Source organism: Acinetobacter sp. YH12069, from assembly GCF_013419675.1.
GTDB lineage: Bacteria > Pseudomonadota > Gammaproteobacteria > Pseudomonadales > Moraxellaceae > Acinetobacter > Acinetobacter amyesii.
The window spans coordinates 39,364-54,959 of the sequence record NZ_VOZS01000002.1; the positions used below are offsets into that span (position 1 = coordinate 39,364).

Here is a 15,596-nt window from a genome sequence, read left to right on the forward strand (position 1 = left end):
AAAAGCTGAGCTATGACTTCTGTGATTCGTGTACCTTCTCCTGCAAAACTTAATTTGTTTTTGCACATTACTGGCCGACGTCCTAATGGATATCACGAATTACAAACGATTTTTCAGCTCATCGATTTATCTGATTGGATGGAATTTCACCCACTTGCAAATTCTGCTGATGAAAATTTTATTCAAATTGAGGGCTTAAACAGCGTTAATCTAGAGCAAAATTTAATTTATCGTGCTGCTCAAATACTCAAACCGTTTGCTAAAGCACTGACTGCACAAAAAATCCACATCGAAAAAAATATTCCGATGGGTGCAGGGCTCGGTGGTGGTTCATCCAATGCAGCCACCACCCTTATTGTGCTCAATCAACTATGGAAATGTGGCCTAAATACCGAACAACTTGCAGAACTCGGTTTACAACTTGGGGCAGATGTTCCCGTGTTTGTACATGGTCTAAATGCATGGGCTGAAGGCATCGGTGAACACTTAACATTCATAGATTTAGCTAAAAAACAGTACATCGTGCTGAAACCTGACTGTTTTATCAGCACTCAACTACTTTTTTCACAAAAAACGTTGACAAGAGACTCAAAGCCCACTAAATTTTGCGGCTATCAGGAAACGCCATCTGATTTTGGAAATAACTTTGAGCCTGTGGCACGAAGCTTATATCCCGAAGTCGATGAAGCAATGCGGTACTTAGATCAGTTCGGTACAGCAAAGCTTACAGGTACAGGTGCTTGTGTATTTACTGAAGTGACTGAAAATATGAATATTGATGACATATTGAAAAATGCACCATGTAAATCTTACTTGGTTCGCAGTTTGCAAGAATCACCATTACGTCATTTTGAAGTTTGATATAGGGGCGTCGCCAAGTGGTAAGGCACCGGGTTTTGATCTCGGCATCCGTTGGTTCGAATCCAGCCGCCCCTGCCATCATTTTTCACCTGTAGATGTAATTGCTGTAAAGTATTAGGGGCGTCGCCAAGTGGTAAGGCACCGGGTTTTGATCTCGGCATCCGTTGGTTCGAATCCAGCCGCCCCTGCCATTTACTTTATTCGCTATTTCATCAATTTAGGGGCGTCGCCAAGTGGTAAGGCACCGGGTTTTGATCTCGGCATCCGTTGGTTCGAATCCAGCCGCCCCTGCCATTTACTTCAAAAAAGACAGAGCATAATTTGCAGTATCTTTGTTGTTTCAACTTGACAAAATACTGTAAAAATATTAAAGTTCTGCCGCATTAGGGGCGTCGCCAAGTGGTAAGGCACCGGGTTTTGATCTCGGCATCCGTTGGTTCGAATCCAGCCGCCCCTGCCATCTAATTCTCCAATTTGCCAACCGCCAAGGGTGCTTCATGCCCAATCTTGTCGTTTTTAGTGGATCTGCACATCCACAATTCGCCCAAAAAGTCGTTAGCCACCTTCACATCCCTCTAGGTGCTGCATCTGTAGGTCAATTTTCTGACGGTGAAATCGCTGTCGAAATTACTGAAAATGTTCGTGGTAAAGACGTATTCATCGTACAACCAACTTGTGCCCCAACTAACGATAACCTTATGGAAATCTTAGTTATGGCTGATGCTTTGCGTCGTGCAAGTGCTGGTCGTATCACTGCTGTCATTCCTTACTTTGGTTATGCTCGTCAAGATCGTCGTCCACGTTCAAGCCGTGTGCCAATTACAGCAAAAGTTGTTGCAGATATGCTCACAACTGTTGGTATTGACCGCGTTGTCATGATCGACCTTCATGCTGACCAAATCCAAGGTTTCTTCGATATTCCTGTAGACAACATCTACGGTACTCCTGCGCTTTTAGCAGATCTTCGTCAACAGTCACACGACAACTTAATGGTTGTTTCTCCTGACGTTGGTGGTGTAGTACGTGCGCGTGCTGTTGCTAAGCAAATGGGTGATATCGATCTTGCGATCATCGACAAACGCCGTCAAAAAGCGAATGAATCTCAAGTAATGCACTTGATCGGTGACGTTAAAGGCCGTGACTGTGTCATCGTTGATGATATGGTGGATACAGCAGGTACATTGTGTAAAGCTGCTGACGCACTAAAAACTTTTGGTGCTCGCAAAGTTGTTGCTTACGCAACTCACCCAGTACTTTCTGGTAAAGCTTTAGAAAACTTGAAAAACTCTGTGATTGACGAATTGGTTGTAACAGACACCATTCCGCTTTCAGAAGAAGCTCAAGCTCTTGGTAAGATTCGCCAAGTTTCAGTTGCAAGTATGGTTGCTGAAACAATTCGTCGTATTAACAACGAAGAATCTATTAGCGCAATGTTCGATTCTTATCTATAATATAGCGCTAAATTTAAAAGCCCTGCCTTTTGGTGGGGCTTTCTATCACTAGACTGGTCGAAGGTCTAGTCAATTAAACTTAAATAGGAATGTCTATCATGGCAAACTTCGTATTAAATGCAGTAGCACGTGAAGAAGCAGTACAAGGGAAAGGTTCGAGCCGCCGCCTTCGTCTTCAAAATAAAGTACCAGCAATCATCTACGGTGGTGCAGCTGAACCTGTAGCAGTTACTTTAGAACTTCGCGAACTTGTTAAAGCTTTAGAAAACAACGCTTTCTTTGAAGAAATTGTTGAAATCAACATCGACGGTAAAGCTGAAAGCGTTAAAATCCAAGCTTTACAACGTCACCCAGCTAAAAACACTCCTATGCACGCTGACTTCAAACGCGCATAAGTGTTAAATGGTGTAAATGAGTGAGTAAACTTTCACTGATTGTTGGTTTGGGTAACCCAGGTTCTGAGTATGCCCAAACCCGCCATAATGCAGGCTTCTGGTTTGTAGAACGCCTTGCAGAACAATATGGCATCCAACTCAAAGCTGATCCTAAATATAAAGGCATCAGTGGTCGTGGTAATATCGAAGGTCAAGACGTTCGTCTACTGTTACCTACAACCTTTATGAACCTCTCTGGTCAAAGTGTTGTTCCCTTCGCCAAATTCTATCAAATTGCTCCCGAAGCAATGCTTATCGCACACGATGAACTTGATATGAACCCTGGTGTCATTCGCCTGAAAACTGGCGGTGGTCATGGTGGTCATAATGGTTTACGCGATATCGTCCCGCATATTGGTCCAAATTTCCATCGTTTACGTATTGGTATTGGTCATCCTGGTTCTAAAGAACGTGTCTCAGGCCATGTCTTAGGTAAAGCACCAAGTAGTGAACAAGGCTTAATGGATGATGCTATTGCACATGCCTTATCACGTACTAAATTGTTGGTAAGGGGTGAGATTCCGCAAGCCATGAACCAGATCAACGCTTACAAATAGAACTGACAATTCCACAAATTGTTGAACAATACTTATTGCCATCTGAATGATTTCAGAGCAAAATGCGCTTGCATTTGACTGCTCACCCAGCATTCAAGAGATTGTTCCACCATAAGATACGATCTTAGGTCTACCAAGGAGACGCTAGCCATGCTATCTCGTTTATTAAAAGCTAAAATCCACCGTTGCGTCGTTACACAAGCAGAATTACATTATGAAGGTTCTTGTGCAATTGACGGTATTCTTCTAGATTTAGCCGGTATCCGTGAATATGAAGAAATTCATATGTGGAACGTGACTAATGGTAAGCGTTTTACCACTTACGCCATTCGTGGTGAAGAAGGTTCTGGCATTATCTCTGTAAATGGCGGTGCTGCTCACCAAGCAGATATTGGCGACTTGATGATTATCGCAACTTTTGGCGATTTCACAGAAGCTGAAGCAAATGCACATAAGCCACGTTTAGTCTACGCGAACCCAAACAACACTGTGAACCACACAGCGAACTGTATTCCAGTTCAAGTTGCATAAGTTAAAGCATTTAAAGATTCTAAAAAGCCCGCAATTTTGCGGGCTTTTTTATGGCTGAAATATGCATTATTGATTACGAAAATTCAGTATTAGACGCATATCACTACATACAACTCAACAGCTCAATTTATTTGTCTACCCTGCTCTCGGGCCCTTCCACCATGCTTGATTTTGTTTACAATCAAAGGGCTGTAAATGCTCTCCGACCAACCCCACCAACAAAGGCTGACCATTTTCTTGTACCTTTAGCTCTGCATATTGCGCATCGCGATAGCACTCTTCCAAGCCTTCAGCAAATAAAAAACTGCTCGCAGCGGGATATAAACCCTCAAATCTATTGTCAGGATTTTTGAGCACCAGTTTTGTAGATGAGCTTGGATACTGCACTAATAACTTTGGATTGAAACTGGTTCGAATCACTCTACGCTGTGCATCAAGCTGCACATAACTCACAATACTTTTTTGATCTACAAAATAGTCACGGTGTACATTTTCTTCTTTGTTCGCTTTGGCAGCCTGCCCATTAGCAGATTGCTCTTCAGAAGGCTGACCACCAAAATAGAGCTGATAATTCAAGGCCATATAATCCCCTTGAATCAAAGAGCGCGGATCGACAGGTTGCAACTTTACATAAATACTCTGACTGTTTGCCAAATGCCATTCATGCCGTGCAATCATCAGTACAAATAAAAGAATACTGAGTACAGCCAAACCAATAGGAAGCATTTTTTTATTGAGTATGTTCATCACACATCTCCCCCTTGTTTAAGCTGTATCGCAGATAACATCTTGGTGATACCAAGCAACAATAGACCAGAAATCAAAATCGTTAAACTTTTCAATAAAAAACTCAGACCCAAATTGTAATACAGCATCCATAAGCTAAAAATGATCAACAAGATGCTCAAGGCTTTAACCAAAGATTGCTGATAGACCTGCGCCCATGCCAATAAAACCAATAACAAGAAAATTCCAAAATAGCCCATCGCAATCAGCACAAGGCCCAATAACAGTAACGGCCATTTTTCGCTCCCCACCTGTTTTTGCTGATTTGCGATGTAAAGGCCAAGCCAAACCACAGGCAGCAGGTAACCGACACACAGGTCAAGAACGCCATGTTGGGTCTGTTCAAACTGTAGAACGTTATTTGACAGCGTCTGCAACACCACAAACGCCAATACGATGCATAACATCCACAACACAATGCTTTTTCGATACATCGTGTGCAACCAAGCTGTTGCACTCCCGAGCAAGAAAATCAGTAGAATATAATTCAATCCAATCACAGCTAAGATGACATGTTCATTGCTCATAAAAAGATCGGCATCAAATAGTGTGGCCACTGCAAGGCCGTATCCTGCAATGAGTTGAATAAAAACAATAAACCAATGCATTCGACTAAACAAACAGAGCAATATAACGCCAATTTGCAACACTAAAATAAACGAAATGCTATTGGTTAAGCTCTCTGTATGAATGAAGACCGCAGATTGGCCACATACCCATAAGCAGTAAGCAAATTGGCGACTAAAGATACTTTTAGCTCGTCGAATCAACCACCAAGCCACAGCTACAAAAACTAAGCCCATGACGATCGAAAACGCCTTCCAATAGGTCAGCAATAAGCTCGATAAAATAATGCCTGCCAACCATGCCCCAATCGCTAAAGGAATAACCGCAAATTTAGTCTGTGGCAGAAATTTCATCAGTGCCCAACTGATCACCGCAAACCAAGCAAATATCAGCAAAGCAAAAACCAGCAATCCTGCAATCGAATCTGATAAAATATGTTCTGCCCATTGGAAAATCAAAATACTGAAACTCGCGGCAAGACCCGCGGCTTGTAAACTGGTTTCTAATGCACGCTGTTGTCGATAAAAATAGATAATCAGATATGTTGGAAGCAACAAGGCAAAAATTAAATATTGCCATTGATACTGCTCTACCCCATTTCCGCAGTATAAAAACATGCAATACATCGAGATTAGTGTAATGAATGCAATAAATACTAAGCGCAGTGCAGCATAATATTTCAAACAATAGGTCACACAAATTGCCGTCAATACATTCATACAGAGTAAATACCACCATGAATGATCAACGATTAAATAGCTTTGTTTAAAATATAAAAATAATGCCAATTGGCTGATCAAACACAGTAACGCAAAGACTCCGATATTCGGTCGATATAACCAAGGTAAAAGCAGCAAAGCCCAGACCAAAAATAACAGATAACTGTCTGCTCCTGTTTGATAAACCTGCCCAATCACAGCCAAACTCAATCCGAGCAACAAAGCACTTAAAGCATCTAAACTTTGCTGAATCCAAGTATGCTTTGCAAAATATACACTCGTCACAGCACTCAGTACCAACAGCACCATTGGAATTGCCAATTGGATGAATTTTGGCAACATCAGCCAGTTTGCCGCGATCAAATACACGAAACTGGCTGCTATCAGTGCAACACCGATCACTTGCAGATACCGAATGACCTGTACATCTTGGAACAGATCTGTTGAAAACTCTTGATCTAAATGTGAACGATGCAGCTTTATATTCTGCTGCTGAGAATGCTGAGGAGCGGTCATTTTTTATCATTATGCAATCATGGTTGATTTATCGGCACGATAGCATGCTTTGGCACACTTTATAAAAATGCTTACAAATCCAATCTTATAACATTACTTATCTAAAATTTTGCAAAGGATTCTAAGCAATAATCCCCCATCAGCACTCAAACAGGTCTATACTCAAGACACATCGCTTCAGGGCGGGGTGAAATTCCCCACCGGTGGTAAATTTGCTGGGTTGAAAGCCCTGCAAAAAGCCCACGAGCCAATCGTTTAAACGCGATTCGCAGATCAGGTGCAATACCTGAGCCGACGGTATAGTCCGGATGAAAGAAGACGACGTCACATCTCTATATCATTGATCATTTTCAATATATATCGTAACGCCACTATTTCACACGTCCTGAAATGTTCAACCGTATCTAAAATTTACGCGAGCGTTTCAATGTCTAGTTTAATTCAACCCGAAATTTTCTTTTCTGCCCTTCCACCTGCAGAACAGCGCATGCTGCAAGCCTTAGAAGACATTCGTCAAGGCAAGCCTGTTTTAGTCATGGACGATTTTGACCGTGAAAATGAAGCCGACCTGATTGTTGCTGCAGAAACACTCACTGTAGAAACCATGGCACGTATGATTCGTGACGGTTCAGGAATTGTCTGCCTGTGTTTAACCGATGCTCAAGCCAATCATTTAGAACTTCCACCCATGGTGTCTGATAACTCTAGCCATTTTAAAACTGCCTTTACTGTCACCATTGAAGCTGCGGAAGGTGTTACTACTGGCGTTTCAGCAAAAGACCGAACAACAACAGTCAAAGCCGCAATTAAAGATGGTGCTGTGGCTAGTGACTTAAACCGTCCGGGTCATGTTTTTCCTTTACGTGCGCGTGAAGGCGGCGTATTGACCCGTCGTGGACATACTGAAGGGACTATTGATTTGGCACGTCTGGCCGGTTTAAAACCCGCAGGTGTTTTGTGTGAATTAACCAACCCAGACGGCACAATGGCCAATGGCGTACAAGTTTTAGCGTATGCACAAACCCATCATTTGACTGTACTCACCATTGAAGAAATTGTGCAATATCGTTTACAGCACAATCTCTAGTGCGAATTAATTAAAGCTCTACACGTTCATAAAAAGGCTGACTGAATCAGCCTTTTTATTTTTTACTGCATATTTCAAATTAAGAATTAAACCGTGAATATGCTATAGATCCCGTAGATGGCAACTACCACTAAAATCAGCCCACACAGTGCCAACAATTTTTTATACCAGCGAGATTTCGACAATCGATGAAAAGACAAATACACCAAAGACAAGGTTGCGAAATCTAAAACGATCCAACTCAGGGTCAACACAATTAAACTCAGATTAAGATGAGGAGTAATTCCTACAAACTGCGGAAAAAATGATGCGAAAAAAATAATATCCTTAGGATTTGAAATTCCCACGATCAATCCTTTCTTAAAGCCCCCTTGTGCTGCTTTTAACTGCAGAGATTGCTCAGTGGGCTGTGTCATCACTTCTTTTAAAATATCAAACCCAATATAAGCAATATATAAACAACCCAATATTTTGATGCCATCGAGCCAGTGCGCATTCACATTTAAAATGCCTTTTAAAATACACACAGACAGTACGATCAAAATCAATGACGCAAAATTCGTCCCCACAATGGTTTGAAATGCCTTTTTATATCCGCCTTGTAAACCTGCACTCGCGACCAACAGCATCACAGGTCCAGGTGTTGCAATCATCACGATGACTGCAACACAATATAAAAAGTACTCCGAATAATTCACGCTGAGATTCCTTCACTTATTTTTTTACATCACGATAAATTTCATAAATAAAAAAAGAGGACTTAGTCCTCTTCATCCATGTTTTGCAATAAATGCAAGCGAATGGCATCTGCTCTTAAAAATGCCAAATCATAGCTGGCTGTGGCGAGTGCTAAAACACGACGCTCAAATTCATCCCACAACGGTCGCACCTGTTTGTAATGTATCCCGAGTCCACTTTCATCTGTGAAATGACGGTTTTTTTCGCAGAGCTTGAGTGCGTGATACAGTTTACGGCCTTTGCTTGCATCTGGACGTAAGCGAACTCGCTTAGACAAGACAAAGCCTTCGACATGGATGATATCTGCTTGCGGCAACATCGGTATTAAAATTTGATCTAATTGTGCATCTAAACGACACCAAATGGCCGTGTGTTGCTCTGCTGTATAGGTATTCCATTTTATGACTTCATGGTTAAAGCGGCGGCAACCACGACAGACTGAATCACCAAATACCGTAGAACAACGCCCTGCACATGGGGTTAACGAGGCAATTCGACGATCAGTACTCAAAACCGGCTCCATTCAATCAATATTTATGGGATAAAAACAACTCGGCATGACTATACACGCTAAAACTACTGAAATGAAGCTATGATCAAATGTGTGGTTAAAAGCCATCGCTTTACTCGCTTATTCATCCAAATCACGGTAGAATGTGCGCCTTAATTTTTATCCTGTTTATTCATTTGGAGTACTCCATGAACGCTACTGTAGAACAGCTTGCACCTGTAGAACAGCAAGCGACCTCTGGTTGGGTTGTTGCCGCACTTTATCAATTCAAAGAAGTTCAAGATCCTGCCGATCTTCAACAACGTCTTTTAGACTTGGTAATAACCATCAACCTTTGCGGTACTCTAATTGTGGCAGGTGAAGGTATTAACGGTACTGTTGCCGGTGACCGTAAATCTGTAGATATCATCCATCAGTTCCTTCTCAATGAAGGCTTCAATGCGATGGAATACAAAGAATCGCATAGTACGGATAAACCATTCCGTAAAATGAAGATCAAACTGAAAAAAGAAATCGTGACTTTAGGTGTGGAAGTGAAACCACGTGATTTAGTCGGTCACTATCTTGATCCTAAAGAATGGAATGAACTAATTGCACGTGATGACGTAATCCTAATTGATACACGTAACGACTATGAATACAAAGCAGGTACATTTAAGGGTGCGATTGACCCGAAAACTGAGACTTTCCGTGAATTCCCTGAATACGTGAAAAAAGAGCTTGAGCAGCATAAAGATAAGAAAATTGCCATGTTCTGTACAGGCGGTATTCGCTGTGAAAAATCAACCTCACTTTTACTTCAAGAAGGCTTTAATGAGGTTTATCACCTTAAAGGCGGTATCTTAAAATATTTAGAAGAAACCCCTGTTGAAGAAAGCATGTGGGAAGGTGAATGTTTCGTATTTGACGGTCGTACTGCTGTCACTCACGGTATGGAAGAAGGCGAAAATATCAAATGTCACGCATGCGGTTGGCCACTGGCTCCTGCTGAAGTTGAACTTCCGAGCTACGAACACGGCGTATCATGCAAATACTGTATCGACAAAACTACTGAACAGCAAAAAGCAGGCTTCCGTATGCGTCAATCACAAATTGTGGCAGCAAAACGTAAGCGTCTCTAAGGAAAATTTGTTGTAACGATATATAAATAAAAGCCCTATTTTTAGGGCTTTTTTTACGCATTCTCAACAGTGACTTAATTTTTTTGACAAAATAACTATATCTGGTTATTTACGAGAATCAGTTCGCGCATTTATGCTTATTCTGATCAATTGATCCGAGAAAATCATTATAGATAATTGAAAAGGAAAGCATTATGCCAAAATTAATCAACTCTCCAATTGCAACCTCAAGGCGCCTTGCTTTACCCGCTCCCCGTGTAAAAGAAAGTGTAGGAGAATTAAAACACCTCCTTAACCAACAGTCGCATATTTTGATAGTCAGTATTGCTACATGCATTGGTGCAATTTTTGCCTTATTTATTGCTTATACATTGCACTTACAACCCACTATGCTCAACATTCTTGGACTTTGTGCGATTCCATTTGCTTTATCTCTGAGCTTACGCCAAGTCTATATTCACACCCTGTTAAATATGGAACATGATGATTAATTTGCGCACCTTGCAAAGCTACTTATTGCAACTTTGTCCTACGCTGTTCAGTATATAAAACGATTTTTAAGGCTGCTAAAGCTCCGACATCAAAATAAAATCCAAACTGAACAGCGTACACTCTTTACTTTAAAAACTATGATCTAAGCCTTTCAATTATTCAGTCTTATATCATTCAGCATTGCTTAATGCCATCGCGTATTCATACTTTTCCTTCTAATTCAGCCTACGTGCTACTTAATACAAGATGAACTCAATATTTGTTGTTTTACTTAGGTGGTTTCAGGAATATTTAAAACGGAACTTTACCCACTGCGCTTTTCAACATAGGATAAATACACTTTTTCTCTGCCTTAGCTACCATGACTTTAACTGAATGGATCATTTCAATCATGGAACAATTGGGTTATCTCGGTATTGCCCTGCTCATGTTCCTTGACAATGTCTTCCCCCCAATCCCCTCAGAAATCATCATGCCCTCGGCTGGCTATTCTGCCTCCCAAGGTCAACTGCTACTCATTGGTGTCATTATTTCAGGCTGCATTGGCTCTTTACTGGCGGCAGCATTGCTGTATTGGATTGGCTATAAATTTAAGCATGAATCCATCTTCCGCTTCGTCGATCGTTATGGAAAATATTTATTCATCAAATCTGCAGATGTCAAAAAATCTCTAGCATGGTTTGAGCAATACGGTCACCGCATTGTATTTTTTGGCCGAATGATTCCGGCTGTGCGTTCTCTCATAAGTATTCCTGCAGGAATGAGCCGCATGCCATTTTGGAAGTTCATGTTTTATAGTGGTTTAGGTACGATTATTTGGACCACCTTTTTAGCATGTGTAGGCTTTTATTTAGGTGAAAACCAGCAGTTAATGCAGCAAATATTTAGCAAAGTTGGACATGTGATTATTCTGATCACAGTCATCATTATTGCTTGGATTTTGTATCGCCGACATCAACGTCGACATCGTTAATTTTTTGTTTTTGGGGCTTTCATGAAACACTATCTCCTGCACTTTGCTGCTGTTTATAGCATTGCCTTGGTGCTTTTGATTACCGTATTAATCTTTGGATTAAATCTTGGCGGTATCACCTTAATTCCTACATTGGTGGCATGTGCATTAATCAGCGTTGGGCATTTTGTAAAGAAAGAACAACGTGTGCCGAGCAACCATGAAAAGATCCAACTGGTTTGGGGCTCGAGTGCTGTTGCAATCATCATTGGTAGTTTTTTTGTGCTGTTCTTGGTGCTGATGAATCCCAATGCCGAAAGCATTATGAAGTCTGTAGATAATGCAGGCATTGGGCTAACTGCTGTGGTTATGCTTTGTTTGGTCGCCATTCATGGCACGATATTTCATATTGCCTACGGTTGGTATGCAGACTACTGTGCTAAAAAATTATAAATTTTTTTAACTTATTCCGTTAGAATTTGAATCAATACCCTTCACTGAAACTTAAAATTCAGTGAAGAAACTTCGGGCAAGCTATACTCGCTCTTTATAAAACGAAAACATGAACATTAAATAATGAAAAAATACATCATCACATTTAGTATTGCTTATGCCCTCGCCATGGTAGCTGTCGCAGCCATCGAGTCTTTCTTTGATTTACCCGGTGGTTCATCCATTACCTGTCTCATCGTGGGCGGTTTCGCTGCGGCATCTAGCTTTGTCAAAGACCATCAGCGAGTGCCAGATAAGTTTGAAAAGAGAACTTTGATTTGGAGCTGTATTTTAGCTTCGGTTCTCATCAGTGTCGTTGCTACAGTCATTTGTCTCTTAATATTCCCTGAAACCCAAGCCTTTATTCAAATGGCGCTAACGCAATTACCCGCTTGGGTCTGGCTGCTTGCTATCAGCTTTACGCTACTGATCCATTATCTTGTGTTGGCTTTATCTTTTGGATGGATGTCGAAAAGCTTTTTAAAAGCCAAACGCAGTTAAGCATTAAGATTGATTTTGAATTAAAAAAGTACGGCGCTAAAAAAAGCACCCCAAGGTGCTTTTTTTAAATTTCGTCGAAATTAATTTGGTGTGTGATACATCAAATATAATTCGTTCAAATTGGTTGGGATTTCTTCTGCAAGTTCATCCATCAACTGCCCATTGCGACGGAAAGATTCCATTTGTGGATCTTCTTCATCAATGCCGCTGAACACCATGATTGGCAAAGTTAAATCAACCAATTGTTCTTCAAACTCGTCGGTGAACCATGCATCTTCGTTTAGGAACATGGCATCAACGAAGCCAACACTCCAGTCACCAAGACTTGATTCAACATCGGCTTCTTCAATTTCAAATGGAAATTCAATACCATCTTCATTGGCAAGATTCTGACGAATCGATTCGAGCCATGCTTTTACTTGCGCAATAATTTCAGCAGGTACTTTTTTCTGATTGTTATCAAAAAGTTCGTCTAGCCATTTATCAAAAGCTGGGCCTACTGCAATTGCACACAAAAAACCATGAGTCGCTGCAAAATCTAGACCATGCTCGTTGTCATCGCCGTCTAGATAGTCACTCAAAAGGTCTAAATCTAAAGCACTCATTTCAAATCCAGAGTTAGAAAAACTTAATGCGTAAGCATAGCATTTTCAAGCGCTATGCTAAATCGCTATTTAGTCTTCTTCGTCATCAAAATCATCGTCATCGTCGATGTCGTAATCAAAATCTTTAAGCTCACGTTCAAGACGGCGCTGAGCCAGAAGGTCATCAATAAGTCGGCGCTTTTCTAACGATTCTTTCGCGCTAGTTTTTGCACTGGCCTCATCGAAATTCACATCATCATCACCGTAGTTATCATCTAGTTCAAAATCTGTAGAAGACACCAAAACTACCTCATAATGAAAAAAATTGAAGGGGTCTAGCCGCTATTTATATGGGATATAAAATATTGTCAAGTTTTATTTGTTTTTTTAACAACTAAACTTTAAAAATAGGTCTTTTTTTCTTACCAAAACCTGTGGCATGATATAATCCACCCTGCGTCCTTCATTTTTATGACAGTCAAAGATGACTCGTAAAATAATCGATGCATGGGATGAACTTGAAAACAACAATTTCAGCCCCACCTAAATTACTGAATTTAAATTTTTAATATCTCATTGGACAGCTTGATGCTGTACCGTCCTAATGGGATAAGCCAGCTATTAACAAGATTTAATGAGACGATCGTGCTAAAATGCACGGTTTTTTACTGCCACAGATTCAACGAAGAGTAAGCAAAGATGAGCGATATGACTTCCCCTACTTCTCAAGTAGCGGCTCTGATTAGCCGAGGCAAAGAGCAAGGTTACCTAACTTTCGCCGAGGTTAACGATCATCTCCCGGACTCAATCACTGAAAGTGAACAGATTGAAGACATCATTCAGATGTTGAATGACGTGGGTATTCCGGTACATGATCGTGCACCAGAATCTGACGATACAATGTTTGAAGGTGGCAGCGAAGCGACTGACGAAGTTGCTGAAGAAGAAGCCGCTGCTGTACTTGCATCTGTTGAAAATGAACCCGGTCGTACCACTGACCCTGTGCGTATGTACATGCGCGAAATGGGTACAGTTGAACTTTTGACACGTGAAGGCGAAATTAGCATTGCAAAACGTATCGAAGAAGGTATTCGTGACGTTTTACACTCTATTGCTTATTGGCCAAATGCGGTCGAAGTTGTACTGCAAGAATACAAAGATTATGAAGCGGGTGAACGCCGTTTAGCTGATATTCTTTCTGGTTATTTAGATCCTGAATCTGACGAAGCCATCCCTGAAGTGATCGACGAAGAAGATTCTGAGATCGATGAAGACGAAGCGTCTACCAACAAGCCGACCAAAGATGTCAAACTTGATGATGACGATGAAGACGAAGAGTCTGAAGGTGATGATGATTCTGAAGGCGAATCTGGTCCAGATCCTGAAATTGCTAAAGCACGTTTTACTGAGCTCGAACAAGCATGGTTAGTGACTAAAGCTGCTATTGAAAAAAATGGACGTAACAGTAAAGAAGCTGCTGCTGCACTTGAAGCACTTGCGACTGTGTTCATGATGTTCAAATTTACACCACGTTTATTCGACATCATCTCTGATTTGATCCGTAATACCCATGACCAAATCCGTACTTCTGAACGTGAAGTCATGCGTTATGCCGTACGTCGTGGTCGTATGGACCGTACTCAATTCCGTACGTCTTTCCCAGGTCAAGAATCTAACTTTGCTTGGTTAGATGAACAAATTGCTAAAGCACCTGCAGAAATGAAAGGCTATCTTGAAAAAGTCCGCCCTGACGTTCTGGCATTCCAACAAAAAATCGCTGACATCGAAAAAGAACTTGGCTTAGATGTTAAAGGCATCAAAGACATTTCTAAACGTATGTCGATTGGTGAAGCAAAAGCTCGCCGTGCGAAAAAGGAAATGGTTGAAGCCAACTTACGTTTGGTAATTTCGATTGCGAAAAAGTACACCAACCGTGGTTTGCAATTCCTCGACTTGATCCAAGAAGGTAACATCGGCTTGATGAAAGCGGTGGATAAATTCGAATATCGTCGTGGTTATAAGTTCTCTACTTATGCAACTTGGTGGATTCGTCAGGCGATTACACGTTCGATTGCCGACCAAGCACGTACTATTCGTATTCCAGTACACATGATCGAAACCATTAACAAGATCAACCGTGTATCTCGCCAACTTCTTCAAGAAATGGGTCGTGAACCGACACCTGAAGAATTAGGTGAACGTCTAGAAATGGACGAAGTGAAAGTTCGTAAAGTGCTTAAAATCGCGAAAGAACCAATTTCAATGGAAACACCAATTGGTGATGATGAAGATTCGCATCTTGGTGACTTCATTGAAGACGGTAATATCACCTCTCCTATTGACGCTGCAACGTCAGAAGGCTTAAAAGAAGCAACACGTGAAGTTCTTGAAAACTTGACTGAACGTGAAGCGAAAGTCTTGAAAATGCGTTTCGGTATCGATATGCCAACCGACCATACCTTGGAAGAAGTGGGTAAACAGTTTGACGTAACACGTGAACGTATTCGTCAGATTGAAGCGAAAGCATTGCGTAAATTACGTCATCCTTCACGCTCAGAACATCTGCGTTCATTCCTTGAGAATGATTAACCTATAACTAGGACAATGCAGGCTTGAATATGGGGTTTTCCGCCCCATATTATGAGCATGTAGCAAATAATTCCAAATACCTGCTCATTGCAGGTATTTTTAAATAA

The 15,596-nt window shown here is 41.2% G+C and carries 18 protein-coding genes, 4 tRNA genes and 1 riboswitch; of the genes, 16 read left to right on the top strand and 6 right to left on the bottom strand.

From position 1 onward, the window contains the following. Nucleotides 1–21 precede the first annotated feature (21 nt). The 9 genes from ispE to panD all read left to right on the top strand — a co-directional run bounded on the left by ispE (nt 22) and on the right by panD (nt 3,834). Nucleotides 22–861: a 4-(cytidine 5'-diphospho)-2-C-methyl-D-erythritol kinase gene (gene ispE / locus FTU16_RS00325; RefSeq protein ID WP_180162553.1), complete on the top strand. Its 840-nt coding sequence runs from the start codon at nt 22–24 to the stop codon at nt 859–861. A gap of 3 nt (nt 862–864) precedes the next feature. Beyond that, a tRNA-Gln gene (locus FTU16_RS00330) sits at nt 865–939 on the top strand. Nucleotides 940–977: 38 nt separating this feature from the next. Then, nucleotides 978–1,052: transfer RNA gene (locus tag FTU16_RS00335), tRNA-Gln, on the top strand. Nucleotides 1,053–1,080: 28 nt separating this feature from the next. Next, nucleotides 1,081–1,155, top strand: a tRNA-Gln gene (locus tag FTU16_RS00340). Nucleotides 1,156–1,246: 91 nt separating this feature from the next. Then, nucleotides 1,247–1,321, top strand: a tRNA-Gln gene (locus FTU16_RS00345). A 37-nt stretch (nt 1,322–1,358) separates the two neighbouring features. Continuing rightward, nucleotides 1,359–2,312, top strand: a complete 954-nt coding sequence (locus FTU16_RS00350) for a ribose-phosphate pyrophosphokinase (RefSeq protein ID WP_078191360.1) — start codon at nt 1,359–1,361, stop codon at nt 2,310–2,312. A 98-nt stretch (nt 2,313–2,410) separates the two neighbouring features. Next, a complete protein-coding gene (gene rplY, locus FTU16_RS00355) occupies nt 2,411–2,707 on the top strand; it encodes a 50S ribosomal protein L25 (protein ID WP_180005449.1) in 297 nt (98 codons plus the stop codon). Nucleotides 2,708–2,727: 20 nt separating this feature from the next. Continuing rightward, complete coding sequence (pth, locus tag FTU16_RS00360; protein WP_180162452.1) at nt 2,728–3,303, top strand: aminoacyl-tRNA hydrolase; 576 nt, start codon at nt 2,728–2,730, stop codon at nt 3,301–3,303. Nucleotides 3,304–3,453: 150 nt separating this feature from the next. Further along, on the top strand, nt 3,454–3,834 hold the full coding sequence (panD, locus tag FTU16_RS00365) for an aspartate 1-decarboxylase (RefSeq protein ID WP_078192181.1): 381 nt from the start codon (nt 3,454–3,456) through the stop codon (nt 3,832–3,834). Nucleotides 3,835–3,969: 135 nt separating this feature from the next. Here the strand turns inward: panD and FTU16_RS00370 are convergent, their stop codons facing one another. Together FTU16_RS00370 and FTU16_RS00375 are read right to left on the bottom strand one after the other, a co-directional pair. Beyond that, a complete protein-coding gene (locus FTU16_RS00370) occupies nt 3,970–4,581 on the bottom strand; it encodes a GDYXXLXY domain-containing protein (protein ID WP_180162453.1) in 612 nt (203 codons plus the stop codon). After that, on the bottom strand, nt 4,581–6,422 hold the full coding sequence (locus FTU16_RS00375; protein ID WP_180162454.1) for a DUF2157 domain-containing protein: 1,842 nt from the start codon (nt 6,420–6,422) through the stop codon (nt 4,581–4,583). The genes FTU16_RS00370 and FTU16_RS00375 overlap by 1 nt, the downstream gene beginning before the upstream one ends. A 170-nt stretch (nt 6,423–6,592) precedes the next feature. Continuing rightward, nucleotides 6,593–6,746: riboswitch (FMN riboswitch) on the top strand. Nucleotides 6,747–6,849: 103 nt separating this feature from the next. Here FTU16_RS00375 and ribB point away from each other — a divergent pair. Next, nucleotides 6,850–7,509, top strand: coding sequence for a 3,4-dihydroxy-2-butanone-4-phosphate synthase (gene ribB / locus FTU16_RS00380; RefSeq protein ID WP_078191365.1), 660 nt, complete (start codon nt 6,850–6,852; stop codon nt 7,507–7,509). 86 nt (nt 7,510–7,595) lie between these two features. Here the strand turns inward: ribB and FTU16_RS00385 are convergent, their stop codons facing one another. Continuing rightward, a complete protein-coding gene (locus FTU16_RS00385; protein WP_180162455.1) occupies nt 7,596–8,207 on the bottom strand; it encodes a LysE family translocator in 612 nt (203 codons plus the stop codon). A 62-nt stretch (nt 8,208–8,269) separates the two neighbouring features. Continuing rightward, the gene (locus FTU16_RS00390) at nt 8,270–8,758 is read right to left on the bottom strand and encodes a DUF1289 domain-containing protein (protein ID WP_168378110.1); all 489 of its coding nucleotides are present in this window, start codon (nt 8,756–8,758) and stop codon (nt 8,270–8,272) included. A 188-nt stretch (nt 8,759–8,946) separates the two neighbouring features. Between FTU16_RS00390 and FTU16_RS00395 the strand changes: the two genes are divergently transcribed. From FTU16_RS00395 to FTU16_RS00415, 5 genes are all read left to right on the top strand, one after another. Then, complete coding sequence (locus FTU16_RS00395; RefSeq protein ID WP_180162456.1) at nt 8,947–9,879, top strand: rhodanese-related sulfurtransferase; 933 nt, start codon at nt 8,947–8,949, stop codon at nt 9,877–9,879. 194 nt (nt 9,880–10,073) lie between these two features. Then, nucleotides 10,074–10,370, top strand: a complete 297-nt coding sequence (locus FTU16_RS00400) for a hypothetical protein (protein WP_180162457.1) — start codon at nt 10,074–10,076, stop codon at nt 10,368–10,370. Nucleotides 10,371–10,732: 362 nt separating this feature from the next. Beyond that, entirely contained in the window at nt 10,733–11,344 is a 612-nt protein-coding gene (locus tag FTU16_RS00405; protein ID WP_180162458.1) for a DedA family protein, read from the top strand. Nucleotides 11,345–11,365: 21 nt separating this feature from the next. Then, a complete protein-coding gene (locus FTU16_RS00410; RefSeq protein WP_078191370.1) occupies nt 11,366–11,776 on the top strand; it encodes an ABZJ_00895 family protein in 411 nt (136 codons plus the stop codon). A 123-nt stretch (nt 11,777–11,899) separates the two neighbouring features. Further along, nucleotides 11,900–12,316: an ABZJ_00895 family protein gene (locus FTU16_RS00415; RefSeq protein WP_180162459.1), complete on the top strand. Its 417-nt coding sequence runs from the start codon at nt 11,900–11,902 to the stop codon at nt 12,314–12,316. Between the two features lie 80 nt (nt 12,317–12,396). Here FTU16_RS00415 and FTU16_RS00420 read toward each other — a convergent pair whose 3' ends face one another. Both FTU16_RS00420 and FTU16_RS00425 read right to left on the bottom strand, forming a co-directional pair. Further along, on the bottom strand, nt 12,397–12,921 hold the full coding sequence (locus tag FTU16_RS00420) for a YecA family protein (RefSeq protein WP_078191372.1): 525 nt from the start codon (nt 12,919–12,921) through the stop codon (nt 12,397–12,399). A gap of 69 nt (nt 12,922–12,990) precedes the next feature. Continuing rightward, a complete protein-coding gene (locus FTU16_RS00425; RefSeq protein WP_078191373.1) occupies nt 12,991–13,200 on the bottom strand; it encodes a PA3496 family putative envelope integrity protein in 210 nt (69 codons plus the stop codon). A gap of 399 nt (nt 13,201–13,599) precedes the next feature. On the opposite strand from FTU16_RS00425, the gene rpoD reads away from it, so the two are divergent. Beyond that, complete coding sequence (gene rpoD, locus FTU16_RS00430) at nt 13,600–15,489, top strand: RNA polymerase sigma factor RpoD (protein WP_078191374.1); 1,890 nt, start codon at nt 13,600–13,602, stop codon at nt 15,487–15,489. Nucleotides 15,490–15,596: the final 107 nt, after the last annotated feature.

Excerpts from the sequence above, each read along its gene's own strand:
- FTU16_RS00405 (WP_180162458.1), top strand. The coding sequence starts at position 10,733 with ATGACTTTAACTGAATGGATCATTTCAATCATGGAACAATTGGGTTAT.
- rplY (WP_180005449.1), top strand. The coding sequence starts at position 2,411 with ATGGCAAACTTCGTATTAAATGCAGTAGCACGTGAAGAAGCAGTACAA.
- panD (WP_078192181.1), top strand. The coding sequence starts at position 3,454 with ATGCTATCTCGTTTATTAAAAGCTAAAATCCACCGTTGCGTCGTTACA.
- ribB (WP_078191365.1), top strand. The coding sequence starts at position 6,850 with ATGTCTAGTTTAATTCAACCCGAAATTTTCTTTTCTGCCCTTCCACCT.
- FTU16_RS00400 (WP_180162457.1), top strand. The coding sequence starts at position 10,074 with ATGCCAAAATTAATCAACTCTCCAATTGCAACCTCAAGGCGCCTTGCT.
- FTU16_RS00370 (WP_180162453.1), bottom strand. The coding sequence starts at position 4,581 with ATGAACATACTCAATAAAAAAATGCTTCCTATTGGTTTGGCTGTACTC.
- FTU16_RS00350 (WP_078191360.1), top strand. The coding sequence starts at position 1,359 with ATGCCCAATCTTGTCGTTTTTAGTGGATCTGCACATCCACAATTCGCC.
- rpoD (WP_078191374.1), top strand. The coding sequence starts at position 13,600 with ATGAGCGATATGACTTCCCCTACTTCTCAAGTAGCGGCTCTGATTAGC.
- FTU16_RS00420 (WP_078191372.1), bottom strand. The coding sequence starts at position 12,921 with ATGAGTGCTTTAGATTTAGACCTTTTGAGTGACTATCTAGACGGCGAT.
- FTU16_RS00410 (WP_078191370.1), top strand. The coding sequence starts at position 11,366 with ATGAAACACTATCTCCTGCACTTTGCTGCTGTTTATAGCATTGCCTTG.
- FTU16_RS00415 (WP_180162459.1), top strand. The coding sequence starts at position 11,900 with ATGAAAAAATACATCATCACATTTAGTATTGCTTATGCCCTCGCCATG.
- FTU16_RS00375 (WP_180162454.1), bottom strand. The coding sequence starts at position 6,422 with ATGACCGCTCCTCAGCATTCTCAGCAGCAGAATATAAAGCTGCATCGT.
- FTU16_RS00395 (WP_180162456.1), top strand. The coding sequence starts at position 8,947 with ATGAACGCTACTGTAGAACAGCTTGCACCTGTAGAACAGCAAGCGACC.